We start from the raw sequence: 14082 nt of genomic DNA on the forward strand, positions 1-14082 counted from the left end.
GTTGTCAAGTAAATGTAAACTGTTCGGAAGGACAAAGCTGACAGAAGGAAAAGAATGCTGTAGCAATGATATTGGTAAACGGTACCCGATATTGCACTGGTTCTCTAATCAATACTACAGCAAACGATAATCGCCCATTGCTTTTAACGGCACATCATTGTTTAGGTGGTCCCGGGAATAATTATATCCAATACGATGCAATCAATAATCCAGCTTTAAATCATTGGTCTTTTTATTGGCATTATGAGGCGCCCAAATGTGGTAATGTATCCATAGAACCGCCTCATTTATCAACTATAGGAGCTACAGTGATAGCAAACAACGAAGCCTCGGATTTTGCACTGTTAAGACTAGCCGAAGATCCTCGCAACAAACGAGGAGTAACACCTTACTATTTAGGCTGGGATCGTTCTGGGTACCCTGGAACGAGAGGAGTCGGTATTCATCATCCGAGTGGAGATGTGAAGAAAATATCTACACATAACATCACTCCCTCTAATTCTAATTGCTTCTCTTCAGGAGAAAAAAATTACAATTTCTGGAAGATAAATTGGATGAGAACAGCTAATGGAATTTCTGTTACAGAAGGTGGATCGTCTGGCTCTCCTTTGTTGAATCAGCAGAGAAGAGTTATCGGGCAACTTTATGGTCCAGGCACGTGTCCTAACCCAAATTGTTCAGATCCATCAAAGGATATTGCGGTTGCCTTTACTTTCTTGCAAGGTCAAGTCCTGCTGATGGAGCGAAAAATCTCCACCGCAGGGCTTTTCTCTTCTGTCTGCCGAGAACGGTTTTCATTCAAGTCCAATTTATTGTACGGTTGTATTTTTCGCTCCAACCTTGCGAAAGTAGGCTGACCGCCAAAGAGAAATGCCCGAACGAATACGGCATACTCAGGCTCTTTGGACGCAAGCGATAAAATAAGCATTCTACCTGTTAATCGTACGGACGATTTATCTATCTAACCACAGAGAGATAGATAATTCTTACGTTCGTCCAAACGGTCTATCGTTCGAACTATCTATTTAACGTGAGTTCGACGGATTCAGAACGATGTAAGGGGAGTGTAAATGAGGCTTTGTGCATTGATAGACGGCTTCTTTGGAAACAGGAAATAGGTGGTAATTGCCTATAATAAGTTGATGATGAAGCGGTCAAAGTATCTATGTATGGAGTGTTCCACCTGCGAAATGTTCTTAAGTTCATCATTCACCGTTTCAATAAAGCAGCGATAACCAGAACCGTGGAAAGGAATCATTACCAGCATAACTTCTGTCTTTGACATCATAGAATCACGACGATGCTTTCGTTTTCCGGTAGGTTTTAGCGTATATTTTGCCGTCATTACATCAAAAAACTTGCAGGAATCGACTACCATACAAAATATTTCAGTAACTCCTCCATAGGTGATTATTACGGTTTTTATTTATAACTGTTTGTATATTAGCTCCTTAATGCTACAACGAATTTCACTAATCACCAAATCCATAGACACTTATAATTTGTCGAGATCACGGTAACATAAAAGCAAAAACAAGAGAGACTGTGATCTATAAGAGGCTTTACGCGGATACCATCAGTAGTGAGAACATTAATCTTAATATAAAGATTTACACGCTCATAACAGCTGTTTTTTAGGGAATCTCTGCGCTTTCTCTCCTCGCATTAGGGCAGAACGGAGGGAGGGAAGGACTGTTCAGATGTAAAGATTATTCCCATCTGCTTTTTAATCTACGACCTTTTGTGTTCTAAAAGATGCGCTTTTGATGTGCAAAAGGGCATCTTTTAGAATGTAAAAGGCACCTTTTACAAGCCCGTTTGTAACCTATTGATATCTTGATGGTTACAAAGGTGATAAAGAAGGGGTATGGTAGGGAAAGTGAAAGATAGCGAAGTGAGAAGTGTAAGGATTTTTGTTACTGTTCATTCCGTTGTGTTTTTCAAGGTAAGGTCAGTGCGCTTTGTCATCGGGGTAGCGGCTTTACCGATTCAAAAGGTGGGTGAACAGACTGAGAAACGGCGGGATTGGCAATCAAAAATGTGTCTTTCAGTCGGTGATTTTTTAACGTTCCAACGACAGTTTACAAGGAATTAATTGTGTTTCAGCGACAGAACCATGACCAATAATATGGACCATTATGGATATACAGTAAGCTGAGAGGCTACTTAATAGATTCAGCTCGCACGCTCTATGTCCTCCTTTAAAAAGGACAAAGAGCTTCACGAGCTGTAGAAGGAGAAGTTTTCAATTCAACTTATATCACTTCTCAAATAGATTACCGATATCCTTATGCTATAGAAGAAGAAGTTTTTATCTCAACTTATAGCCCTTGAATGCATAGAAAAGGATATAAGAGAAGCTGACAAAACAGATCCCATACGCATATTGAATGTTGCTAACATCCTTAATAAGTCCGAACAACACAGTGATAGCAGCACCACCGATAAGTCCCATTGTCATTAGTGATGAGCCCTCCTTGGTATATTTACCCAAGTCCATAAGAGCCAAAGGCCAGAATGCTGGCCACATCAATGAGCAGCCTAATGCCATGATACCTACAGCATAAATACTATAAACACCCGGGAGTAACAATACAAGTAGCGTTCCAAACAGTGCAACGAAGGAACAGATCTGTAAGGCTTTCGTCTGTGAAAGATACTTAGGAATAAGAATAATACCTGCGATATATCCTATACTGATGCTGATTGGGGTAATCCATGAGTACGTATGAGGATGAGGAAGACCTAATTCACTTGCATAATCTATAAGTGTACCCAAGACGATGGTCTCTGAACCAACATAAAAGAATATGGCAATTGCTCCAAGAACAAGATGTGGGAACTGGAAGACAGAATGCTTACTGTTTGCGTAGTCGGATACTGCTGAATCTGCATCGGCGTCATCTTCTCCAGCAGCTTTCACCTCTGGCAATGGTGACATGAGTGCTACGACACCTAAGATTACAAATAAGCAGATTATAACCAAGAACGGTTTGTCAAGATCTTCCAAGCCAACACCTCCACTATTACTTGCAAAAAGAGCAATAAACAAAGGTGATACAGGCCATGCTAACTTGTTTATCATGCCCATAATAGAGATTCTTTTTGCTGCACTCTCCGTTGGTCCAAGGATTGTTACATAAGGATTTATGGCAGCTTGTAGGAACGTATTAGCTGTTCCACAAAGGAAAGATGCCAATAAAAAGATAATGAAACTCCTTTCAGCTGCAGAGAGAATAAACACTCCGAAGGCTATAGCAAACATGGCAAAAGCTGCAGCCATCGTACGCTTATATCCAATTTTACTTATCAATAAGCCTGCTGGATAACCAAAGATAAGGAATGGTAAGAACGTAGCACCTATAAGCATATATGCTTCTGTGGACGAAACGCTTAGCGAAACCTTCAATACTGGTACTAATAAGGAATTGATTCCCAATGCAAAGCCACAAGTAAAGAACATGAAAGCAAGGAAAAGCATTGGTGTAATGAAGTTGTTTTTACCTTTCACGTGTAAACTTTTTTAGTTAAAAAAATAATTGAAGTCATCTAGACTTTTAAAATCTCTACAAATTGAGAGGAGTTTATTATCTTTGCACTATAAAAACCAAGATAAACACTCCTCTCATGTACGAAGTACTGGACAAAGATACAATAAAATCTGAGATCTTGCCATTTTTATCGGTGGCAAAACGCGGTTATGTGACAAAAAGTGACCTGGTGGAGGTCATTCAGTGCATTCTCTACAAGTTGAAAACGGGCTGTCAGTGGCACATGCTTCCCGTTTCAGCCATCTTCACGGGGAGGGTTTTGAGCTACAAGAGTGTGTATGCCCATTTCCGCAAGTGGTCGAGGAACGGCGAATGGAAAAAGGTTTGGGGCATGATATTGAGCCGTCACAGGTCTTTCTTGGACATGTCCAGTGTGGATTTGGACGGCAGCCACACCACCACGCTTCGCGGTGGGGAGTGCTGTGGATACCAAGGACGCAAGAAAAGAACGACCACCAATGCCATCTATGTCACAGACCGGCAAGGCATACCGCTTGCCATGTCCACACCTGTTTCGGGTTCTCACAACGACCTTCACAACATCTCCCTGGTTCTTCAGGATTTGTTCGCAGGGATTAAGGATTCAGGCTTGTCCGTATCGGGGCTCTTTCTCAATGCAGATGCCGGCTTTGACTCTGCACTATTCAGGCGAGGTTGCCATCAGCAGGAGGTGTTCCCAAACGTCGCCTTCAATAAGCGGAGAGGGATGCGGAGAGATGACGAGTTATTTGATGAGCTGCTTTACAAGGAGAGATACAGCATTGAAAGGACCAATGTGTGGATGGACTCATACAGGAGCGTGCTCAACAGGTTCGATACCACACAAACCAGTTGGGAGGGATGGAACTATATCGCATTTTACTGATTTTTCTAAAAAAGACAAGAAAGAGGGAAAAGTCTAGATGACTTCATTGCGAATTATGGGAAAATAAGCGTTTCATGGACTGGCAATGGAGCATCAGATTCGCGTCGTCGCCTGAGAGATTGGCTTGATCCAAAAGGCACTAATTCTCAAACATTAGATGGAATAGAGGCTTTTTCTATTTCTATCTCCGGACCCGCCGTTGTCTGCAATCAGGGGATGTATACCATTCAAAATCTACCTTCAGGAACTTCTGTACGTGTACAATGGGGAGCAAGCAACAATAATCTGCAATTAGTCTCCGGGCAAGGGACAAGAACAGCCGTATTTTCAAAAAGGAGCAAGGGACAATGTGCAATTAGAGCCCAAGTAATCATCAATGGAAATACGATTAATACAGAAAAAACAGGTATTTGGGTTGGAGAGCCGGATATTTGGGGTATTGATGGATATGAATCGTTGCCTGCTCCAGGGGCTGAATATTATAGAGCGCATGTTTCCGGTAATACAAGTTGTATTTGGGAGTGTAATGACAAAACGTGGTGTGAAATAACCCCTTTCCAAACAAGTGCAGTATTTGATTTTAAGAGAGCGGGCACTTATATCATATCCGCAACCGGTGTGAATGATTGCGGGCGTTCAAATACGGTGTACTATACTGTAAGAGTATATAATCGCCGCACATTCTCTCTTTTCCCCAACCCCGCTACGGATGTAGTGACACTCAAACTGACAGAATCGGACGATGGCATTTTGTCTTCCCAAGGTCAAGGCTCTTTGGCTACAAGGGGCGTTACGAATACGTATGAGATTCAGCTTTGGAATGGGCTGACGATGTTGCGATCGTTCAAGACGAATCAGCTGACCTTCCAAATCCCGATCGCGGGACTTCCGGCAGGGCTGTATTTCGTGCGTGTGATCAAAGACGGACAGACCTATACCGAGAAGTTGATCAAGAATTAGCCTCGAAGGCTCGCTGTGTAAAAGTAGCATGCTAGCGAACTGTTATCGGGCAGGCCGAAGGGATGAAAGTCCCTCGGGTCTGCCCGATTTTCGTATGGACGAATGGCAACGCCCCCTTCACTTCCCTTTCATCGCCCCCCTTAGCTTCGGGTCGGCTTTGATGCGGGCGTCCCATTTCGGGGCGCGCGGATGTTTTCTTGGGGGCGATTCATGGGGTTAGTTTTTCGTATGGGATTAGGTGGCGACTTTGGAGCCGAACCGCCGCAGAGTGAAGGCTCCGGGGGCAAGGCGTTTTGTGGCACAAAACGGTTTTTGTGGCACAAAAACACACCTTGCCGGGCCCCAGAATAGGAGGTGCCGGTACCCTGAACACTTGCACTCAATACATGCAAGTGTTCGGGAGGGCATTGCACGCTAAGCGTACATGTGTTCAGAGCTTCCGCCATTGTTCGATGCTGTCCTTGTACCCGTCGAGATGCTCCCGAAGCACGCGCTCGACATAGCCCGAGATGCTGGCGCCTCGCAGACCAATTCGGCGGACAACGAAGTCTAATCTCTGCTGGGTCTCGTCAGAGACGTAGACCGCCTTGCGGTGGCTGATGCGCGCGGGTTGGAGATATGTCTCTCGGAACGTCGCCAAATCCTCCTTGTGGCTCTTGGCCTTTCGATGGACCGGAGCGGGTGGAGCGGCTGAGATGACTTCTTCCTTAGGCTCATCCGCCGGAGGAGGATCAAGCGGGCTTCTTTCCAGCTCGATCTCTGCGGGCGGATCAAAGAAAGGCGACTCTTCTACCGTGCGACGTTTGACGCCATAGTCGCTCAGTTCTTTCAGTTTGGCGGTCAAGATGGCCTGCTGTTGTTCTGCTGTCATCTTACCGCCTACGGGCGGATCAAAGAAGGGCGATTCTTCCGCCTTGGCCTCCGCCTCCACTTCCGCCTTGCGCTTGGTTTCGGCATTGCCACCCATGCCGCCCATCGCTTCCTGTTTAGCGGCTAATCTGGCGCGCCGTAGTTCTTCTATCGTCATACCGAAGGCTTTTGAATGGGGTTATAATGTCGGTCGAGCATCGCTTGCAGGTCGCTCTGTTTGTAGAGGATCTTGCCGCCGATTTTGTAGAAGGCCAAAAGGCTGCAGCTGCGGTACTCCTGCAGAGTGCGGGTGCTGAGCTTGAGCCGCTCGCAGACCTCCTCGCCGGTGAGATAAACCTCCCCAGCGAGCGTAGGGCGGGCCGAGGCGCAGTAGCGCTCCAGCTTCTTCAATACGCCCTCCATGAGCTGGACAAACAGCTGCATTTGAGGGCTTTCTTCCGTAATGATTGCATGTTCTTCCATAGTTCATTCAGCTTTTGAGTTCAGTAATTCAGCGATGTCGCCGGCTTTGTAATAACACTTATGCCCGACCATGGAGAAGGGGATTTTACCCGTATCTCTCAAGGTCTGCAGGGTGCGAGGGCTGATGCTCAGCCCGCGGCACACGGCGTCGTTGTCGAGCCATTCGTCGGCCTCGGGCGGGTTGCCAATGAGCCGCTCGATGCGGTGGATAAAGTCGGCAAAGGCGGAGCGATGTCGCTCCCAAGCCTTACCGTCTACAAGGATGATTTGCATGGTGTTTCTATAAGTATGAGGTTGCGTAATTGGATTGAAGCAAGCCAGTGCGACTGCCCGCGCTTGCTGTTTCTTTTGGCAGCAAAAGTCGGCGAAAGGACTCGCTGCGCCATGGATTGATGGAACACTGAGGATAAGAAGGGAAAACGCTGGAAACAGGTGGGCTTAATCGTGAGAAATTCTCCGGCAGGCGGCCTGCCAACATCGCTGGAGTGTTCGATGACTCTGGCAGGCGGCCTGCCAACATCACCTGAGTGTTCGATAGCCCTGGCAGGCGGCCTGCCAACATCACCAGAGTGTCCGATAGTCCTGGCAGGCGGCCTGCCAACGTCACCGGAGTGTCCGATAGTCCCGGCAGGCGGCCTGCCAACGTCACCGGAGTGTCGGACCACTTTGGCAGGCCGCCTGCCAGAGTCATTCTTGATCGTGCGTCCTCTTTCTCGGCGGACAAATCCGCAGGGCACGGCGTAGCCTCTGCGTCTGCTCGCTGCCCATCAGCGGACGCATCTCTCGGGCGATCTTCTGCTTGCTCACCTTGGCATATAGCTCGGTGGTGGAGATAAAACGATGCCCCAACATCCGACTCACGGTCTCGATGGGCAGGCCGTTTTCTAAGCAGATGGTGGTTGCGAAAGTGTGCCGCGCGGTGTGCGAACTGGCCTCGGTATGCGGCGAGCAACCGGCCTTGACGAGCAGCTCGCGGATCTTGTGATTGAAATGGCTGTTCACGGGAAACTCCCGAAACCATAGTCCCTCAGTACGCCCCTGCCCCACGTAGGCGAGTATCTCTTCGGCGATGGGAAGCAAGGGCACGATGCTGCCGTTCTGCGTCTTGGTACGGCAGATGGAGAGGTATCGGCGCCCGTCGCCGAGCGTGTAGACGTCTTCCATGCGGAGCTTCTTGAGGTCGGAGAAGGCCAAGCCGGTGAAGCAGCCCAAGAGGAAGATCAGCCGGACGTGGTTGTCCACGGAGCGATGCGGGCGATAAGCCAAGAGCCGTTGCAGGTCTTCGGCACTGAGGGCGTTGCGTTCGTAGGCCGGTGTCTCGATGTCGATCAGGTCAAACGGATCTTCCCGAAGCCCCGCCTCTAACATCGCCCGCCGGAAGGCTTGGCGCAGACGCCTCAGGTAGACGGCCACCGAACTCATCTTATAGCCCAAGTCGCGCAGCATGTAGAGGCGATAGGCTTCTATCAGCGCCTTGTCCACCTCGTGGGGCAAACAGCGCTGCAGCCCGCGCGTGTCAAGGAAGCGGACGAAGCTCTTGTAGCTGTCTCTGTAGCCTCTAGTCGAAGACGGACTGAGCGTCTTGCCTTTCTGCGCCTCTTTCTCTCGGCAAAGGGCTAAGTAGATGTCGGCGAACGTCTGCCGCGGCTTGTCCTGAAGCAGGTATTGCTCCTTAAGGTACTCGGCCGTGATGTATTGCTCTTCGCGGAGTGTGCGCTCATAGAGTGCGTTCAATCGTTGCTCGATGGCACTCAGCGCATGATTGACACCATGAGCCACCGCGGATGTGGGGCCCACTCTCCCTTTTTTCGCCAGCCAATCATCGGGCGAGGTCTGTTGCCGGGTGGAGAAAGAGGCCGTCCGGCCATTGCACGAGATGCGACAGCGAACGAGGCACAGCCCTTCGCCGCTCGGCTTGCTTCGGTCGATGTAGAAGAGGATCGAGAAGGTACTTTTCATTGAGTTTGTGGGGTATTAATTGGTTAGATGATAATGGGCAATCGCTGGGAGGATGCGCGTGATGTCCTTGAAAATGCGCTCCGGAGAAGTCTCGGCATAGACCTGCGTCGTCTTGATCTCACTATGCCCTAACATCTTAGACACGCTCTCGATCGACACCCCTTCGGCAAGGGTCATTTGCGAGGCGAAGGTGTGGCGGGCCATGTGGAAGGTCAGCCGTTTCGGGATATGGCAAAGCGCGGCGATCTTCTTGAGATGGATATTGACGGTGTCGCAGCCAGGGATGGGGAGGAGGTAACCCTCGGGAGGCTCATGGCGAAAGGCACGCGTGTGGATGCCCCTGTACTGCTCGATGATCGCTGACGCCTCGGGCAAAAGGGGGATGTGGCACATCCGGCCCGTCTTTACGCGCGGCTTGCGGATCCAAGTCATACCGCCCTCCTCGATCAGATGGTCACGCGTCAAGTGATAAATGTCCGTGTAAGAGAGGCCCGTGAAGCAAGAAAAGAGGAACATATCTCGGGAGACAAGCTCGTAACTCCCCAGCTGCGAATCGTCCAAGTCGATGATGCGCCGCAGCTCTTCTTTGGTGATGTAGCGCGGTGTGCCTACGTCCCATCGGATGGAGTAGCCCATGAAGGGATAGGTGTCGATGACACGCCTTTTGTACAAGTCTTTGAGGAGCGACGCCAGCACGGTGAGATAGCCGGCGGTGGTGTTGAGTTTGAAGGCCTTCTCCTGCGCGAAGTAGGCCTTGAGATCCTCGATAAAGGCCTTGTCCGCCTTGTGTACTGGGAAGTCGCTCACTCGGTAGCGATGCCGAAGGAAGGCTGCGAGATGCCCCCGAAAAACCCGAAGGAACTTGTACCTGCGTTCGCTTCGATCCACCCCCACCCGCTCCCGAAAGCGAGCAAGGTATTCCTCCAAATGATAGAGCAAGCCTTGGCTGTCGCTCCGAAGTCCGAAGACGAGGGCCTTGACCTCCTCGGCGGTCACAGCCTCGCCTCCCTTCTTCCGTAAGTCCTCATAGGCTCGGCAGACGCTGACTTGTAGGCTGTCCAGCTCGGCGTTTACGGCCACCGCCTCGGCACTTTTCCCGACGAGCCTGTGCTTACGACTGTCCCAAAGCGACGGCGAGCAGGCCGTCTTACAACTGAATTGTACCATCGTTCGCCCTACACTGAGGCGCGCCATAATCGGGCTTTTGCCCGCCTTGCTCTTTGCCCCCCGTTTGAGGTAAAAGAGCAGCTTCAACGTTTTTTCTTTCATCGTTTTGTTGCTTACAAAGTGGAACCTTAAAAGAGATACTTGTCGCTACGCAAAACACTGAATGCAAGAGAAAAAGCCTCGGTTTAGTTACCTCATTTTGCGTCCTCTTGCCGAAAGGCAAAAAGGGGAACGATTAGGTAACTGAACCCCCTCTTTGAAGCCCCTTTTTCTGCATTTTCCCTCTGGTGCAAGCCTCGGCAGGATGCGGCAAAAGTCGCTACCCATCAGCCCTCTCGCCCTTTCTCGCTTTCCCTTGCTCCCTACTCCCATACTTCCTTCAGAAAAGAGTGAGCATCGCGGATTTTGTAATCTGCTGAAAGGCCTCTGCTCTATGTTCAGAAACCCTGCGGCCCATGAGCCCAAAATCCATTGGGAAATATCAGAGCAGGATGCCTTGGAAATACTTGGAATTATCTCGTATTGTCATAGACGTTTAGACAAGGCGCAACAAATCAGGTTGCCCTAATAAGAAGTGAAACGATTTGCCGTCAGGCTGTAGGGGCACAACAGCATCCCCCCATCGGTCCCACGTTTGCGCAAGCCGCGCAAGTTCCGCGGCATTTGCCGAGACGTTTGCGCAGGTCGCGCAAGTTCCGTGGCATTTGCCGAGACGTTTGCGCAAGCCGCGCAAGTACTGCGGCATTTGCCGAGACGTTTGCGCAAGCCGCGCAAGTTCCGCGGCACTTACCGAGACGTTTGCGCAGGCTGCGCAAATACCGCGGCATTTACCGAGACGTTTGCGCAGGTTGCGCAAGTTCCGCGGCATTTACTGAGACGTTTGCGCAGGCTGCGCTGGGTTCCGCGGCATTTGCCGAGACGTTTGCGCAGACCGGGAGATCTCCCGTCCCTGCTTCCTTAACACGTCGAGGTTTTCCTGCACCGAATCCAATTCCTTTTGCATGATCGCCTCTTGGATCTCTGCCGACTGCGGGATGGCGCTGAACTGATCGTGCGTAAGGATGACACAATCCCAGTCGTTGTTTTTGATGTCGCTGAAAATCCGCGCCCGGTTCTTGACCGTGAAATCCTCTTTGCCGGGATAGAGTATGCGGGCGTTGGGATAGGCTTTGCGGAACGTGTCGGCGATGTCGAAGACGTTGGCCTTGAGTCCGATGATCATCGGCTTATTCGCCAGCCCGAGGCGCTTCATCTCATAGGCCGCCGTGCACATGATCATCGTCTTGCCGCCCCCCACCTCGTGATCGCAGATCCCGCCGCCGTTGGTTTTAAGCATCCACACGGCGTCCTTTTGGCTCGGATAGAGGTCGGGGAAGCTTAGCCCCTTCAAATCCAGTCCCGGGAAGGTTTGATGAGACCCATCAAAATCGGGACGGACAAAGCAGTTGAATAGCCGATTGTAACGGTCGGCCAGCTGCTGTTTGAACGTCTCCGGTGTGCGCCCGAGCCAGCTGACGAACGCCTGCCGGATCTCCTCGATTTTGGTATCTGCCATTTGGATGGCGCGGCCGTCGCGCACCTTGATCGTCGCCTTCTCGCCCGTCTTGGGGTCGGTGATCTCCTTGCTCTTGGTGATGTCGGGAACCGTGTTATGGAGCGCGTGTTTGAGCAGATGAAGGCCGTCGTAACGCTTGGACTCGCCTTGCACGGCATAGGTGTGCCAGATGGCTTGATTCTTCCGATCGCAGGAGAGGATATACTCGTCCATGTCGGGGAGGTAAGACACGCCAACGTCTGTGCCGAACAGGTCGGAGGCGAAGCGAGCGTAGACCTTAGCCGGGATCCAACGCTCACCGAGATTGAAGTCCAAGTCGGCGAACGGTATGGGCGTCGGGATAGCCGCACGGAGTGCCGTGAGACTTTGCTTTGCCATCTCGTGCCTCGGGTGATCGAGCAGCCATGCGTCGATCCGTTCGGCCTTCTCGATCACATTGCCCGAGATGAACTGATCCGCGATCTCGTAGGCGTCTGCGAGCGGATTGAAGAAGATGCGCCCCTCGAGTGCGGCGAGGATGTCGCTCTCTTCCATGTTGGGCAGCAGGGAGGTCATGTAGGGTAGCTCCACCGTGCCGAACTTGTTGAGCGATGCGCAAAGCGCCTCTGACGGGTCGGCCACGACAGACTCAGTCAGGGCGAAGGCCGTCGGGTGATCAAAGATGTCGGCCTTGATGTATCGTCCCCCTCACTTCGCTCCAAGAAAAGCATCTCGGCGCCCGTGGCATCCATCTTCAGGAGGTCGGCATTTGCCTTGAGATTGAGATGCCCCCAACGCCGGACGAAATCATCGTACAGCCGATTCAGCTTCTCGCGCTCCTCCGGGTCCGCCAGATGGTTGTTTGCTTCATAATCGTAGAGCCGATGGTAACTCTCGCGGATCTCGACGTATGCCTTGAGGCGCGTGATGCGCGAAAGCGGCAGATCCATCGGGTGGAACGTCGGGCTGAGATTGAGGTTAGAGAGGTAGCCGATCTGCCCACCTTGCACGACGATGGAGCCGTCGCGGAGATGAGAGTCGGGCTGTGAAAGGAAAGGGCGCGGGCTGACGTCGAACGTTCGTCGGACTTCAGGGACGGGTGCAGACGGGGGCGCTTCGGACTCGCTCAGCAGGTCGAGAAAGGACAGCTGGTGCTTGTCTGACGGGGTGGCTTTCCCGGTTCTGCGCGCCGTGCGACGGGGCGTCGACCCTGTGGCAGACCGACTTTGCCGTTGGGACTTTTCAGCAATCTCCCGGTTGACCCGCGCCACGTCCTGCTGCCAATCTGCGTACGCTTCGGGGGCAAACAGACTCGCCTCGACTTCAGCCTGTCGCTCACGATCCGTCACCGGATGGTGCTCCTCATCGAAATAGACGGTCTGCCCGTTCATCTCACGCGGTGGCTCCATATCGGGCTGCGAGTTGGTTGGCACGGGCGCCTCATATTGCCGGTGTAGGGTGAGGACGGGTACGCCCTCAGGGGCAAGAGTGACGGCTTCCGATTCGACCGCTTCCGACAGCCCGCTCCGGTAGATTTTCCGATCAAAACGGGCTGCCATATCGGCGGAAATCCGTGTTTCCAAGTCACGTGCGATGCCTTCGATCCCGCCTTCATGGGTGTAGATCGGTGCCGGCTTTCCGTAAGCATCCGTACCGATGCGATAGGTCGTGGCAATGTTATGATTGCCTTCGGCAAACAGGGCGTTCTCTATGAATGACTCTCCGCTCGATTCGATGGAAACGCTTTGCGTAAAGAGCTGCTCCAACTCATTCTGTACACCCTTCCCCGTCTCCTTTTGAAGGATAAGGAGATCGCTACCGACCTCTGTTCCCGCGTTTTCTGAGAACATCCCGTCGGGCAGACGGAGCGCGGAGACGAGCCGACTATGCTCCATTAAGTACTCGCGGATGGGGGCATTCGTCGGGCTGTCGGCCACGCCGCGGGAAGTGATGAAGGCCAGCAATCCGCCCTCGCGAAGGCAGTCAAGCCCCTTGACGAAAAAGTAATTGTGGATGGCGCGCGTGGCCTCCCGCTTCGCCGCGTCTTTACCCTTGCTGTACGCCCGATCGTAGATGGCGAAATTTCCGAATGGGATGTTACTCGCCACGAGGTCGAACCGCCCAGCCTCGCGTGCCTCGATCTCTTCGAAGCCTTCGATGCGGACGGTTTGTCGCGGATTGTCAGCCGTGAGAAGTCGCAAGATGCGCCCTGTCACGAGGTCTTTTTCGAACGAGACGACGTCCGTTTGTTCGTTCGCCAGCGCTTGGGAAAAGACACCCATCCCAGCCGACGGATCGAGCATGCGGCGGAGGGGTAAACCGCTCATCCCAAGCCCCGCGGCGATGGTGCCGACGATGCGTTCGTCGGTGTAAAACGAAGTGAGTACGCTGCTTTTGATGCCGTTCCAAAGGCGTGTGGCATCGCTTTCCGAGGCGCCTTGGTTGATGATTTCGCGCAGTTCGCGAACGAGCGGAAATAGCTCATGCTCAGCGCGTGGCCAGCGCTCGATGTCGGCCGGATCAGTGGCCGGAAGGAGAACGCATTTGAGGCCGCCAAAGCCGTTGTATCGCTGCAGTGTCGCCCGATCGCTTTCCGACGGCGCGCGGCGCGTGTTTTCTAAGGCCAGCAGGGTGCGGACGGCATCGAGATTGGCCTGCAATGCCTCTTGTTTGTGGTAGGTCATGGTTTTAAGGTGGAAATGAGTATTGGATTA

At 51.7% G+C, this 14082-nt stretch carries 10 protein-coding genes and 3 pseudogenes; 4 read left to right on the top strand and 9 right to left on the bottom strand.

Going from position 1 to position 14082, the window contains the following annotated elements; all coding sequences use genetic code 11:
- Positions 1 to 65: 65 nt before the first annotated feature.
- Positions 66 to 857 carry a trypsin-like serine peptidase gene (locus C7123_RS06990; RefSeq protein WP_083207001.1) on the top strand — a complete coding sequence of 264 codons (792 nt, stop codon included), beginning with the start codon at positions 66 to 68 and terminating at the stop codon, positions 855 to 857.
- A gap of 272 nt (positions 858 to 1129) precedes the next feature.
- Here C7123_RS06990 and C7123_RS13335 read toward each other — a convergent pair whose 3' ends face one another.
- Together C7123_RS13335 and C7123_RS07005 are read right to left on the bottom strand one after the other, a co-directional pair.
- On the bottom strand, positions 1130 to 1378 hold the full coding sequence (locus C7123_RS13335; RefSeq protein ID WP_051076970.1) for a transposase: 249 nt from the start codon (positions 1376 to 1378) through the stop codon (positions 1130 to 1132).
- 933 nt (positions 1379 to 2311) lie between these two features.
- Positions 2312 to 3511, bottom strand: a complete 1200-nt coding sequence (locus tag C7123_RS07005) for an MFS transporter (RefSeq protein WP_037996635.1) — start codon at positions 3509 to 3511, stop codon at positions 2312 to 2314.
- A 116-nt stretch (positions 3512 to 3627) separates the two neighbouring features.
- Between C7123_RS07005 and C7123_RS07010 the strand changes: the two are divergent.
- Together C7123_RS07010 and C7123_RS13510 are read left to right on the top strand one after the other, a co-directional pair.
- A pseudogene (locus C7123_RS07010) lies at positions 3628 to 4457 on the top strand (IS5 family transposase).
- Between the two features lie 175 nt (positions 4458 to 4632).
- Positions 4633 to 5376 carry a T9SS type A sorting domain-containing protein gene (locus C7123_RS13510; RefSeq protein ID WP_083207003.1) on the top strand — a complete coding sequence of 248 codons (744 nt, stop codon included), beginning with the start codon at positions 4633 to 4635 and terminating at the stop codon, positions 5374 to 5376.
- A 430-nt stretch (positions 5377 to 5806) separates the two neighbouring features.
- Here the strand turns inward: C7123_RS13510 and C7123_RS07020 are convergent, their stop codons facing one another.
- From C7123_RS07020 to C7123_RS07040, 5 genes are all read right to left on the bottom strand, one after another.
- On the bottom strand, positions 5807 to 6403 hold the full coding sequence (locus C7123_RS07020; RefSeq protein ID WP_394365893.1) for a DUF3408 domain-containing protein: 597 nt from the start codon (positions 6401 to 6403) through the stop codon (positions 5807 to 5809).
- Positions 6400 to 6708 (bottom strand): helix-turn-helix domain-containing protein, encoded by a 309-nt coding sequence (locus tag C7123_RS07025; RefSeq protein WP_069176246.1) that lies wholly within the window; start codon positions 6706 to 6708, stop codon positions 6400 to 6402. Before C7123_RS07025 ends, C7123_RS07020 begins: the two co-directional genes overlap by 4 nt.
- A 3-nt stretch (positions 6709 to 6711) precedes the next feature.
- Positions 6712 to 6981 carry a helix-turn-helix domain-containing protein gene (locus C7123_RS07030; RefSeq protein WP_069176247.1) on the bottom strand — a complete coding sequence of 90 codons (270 nt, stop codon included), beginning with the start codon at positions 6979 to 6981 and terminating at the stop codon, positions 6712 to 6714.
- A gap of 414 nt (positions 6982 to 7395) precedes the next feature.
- Positions 7396 to 8667 (bottom strand): site-specific integrase, encoded by a 1272-nt coding sequence (locus tag C7123_RS07035; protein ID WP_069176248.1) that lies wholly within the window; start codon positions 8665 to 8667, stop codon positions 7396 to 7398.
- 15 nt (positions 8668 to 8682) lie between these two features.
- Positions 8683 to 9936, bottom strand: a complete 1254-nt coding sequence (locus C7123_RS07040; RefSeq protein WP_069176249.1) for a site-specific integrase — start codon at positions 9934 to 9936, stop codon at positions 8683 to 8685.
- A gap of 202 nt (positions 9937 to 10138) precedes the next feature.
- Between C7123_RS07040 and C7123_RS13470 the strand changes: the two genes are divergently transcribed.
- Positions 10139 to 10402, top strand: coding sequence for a TIGR02391 family protein (locus C7123_RS13470; protein ID WP_262509628.1), 264 nt, complete (start codon positions 10139 to 10141; stop codon positions 10400 to 10402).
- 363 nt (positions 10403 to 10765) lie between these two features.
- Here C7123_RS13470 and C7123_RS13645 read toward each other — a convergent pair.
- Together C7123_RS13645 and C7123_RS13650 are read right to left on the bottom strand one after the other, a co-directional pair.
- A pseudogene (locus C7123_RS13645) lies at positions 10766 to 12468 on the bottom strand (hypothetical protein); the annotation flags it as partial.
- Positions 12469 to 13194: 726 nt separating this feature from the next.
- A pseudogene (locus C7123_RS13650) lies at positions 13195 to 14052 on the bottom strand (Eco57I restriction-modification methylase domain-containing protein); the annotation flags it as partial.
- Between the last annotated feature and the right edge of the window lie 30 nt (positions 14053 to 14082).

Origin of the sequence: Tannerella serpentiformis (assembly GCF_003033925.1) — a bacterium.
Lineage (GTDB): Bacteria > Bacteroidota > Bacteroidia > Bacteroidales > Tannerellaceae > Tannerella > Tannerella serpentiformis.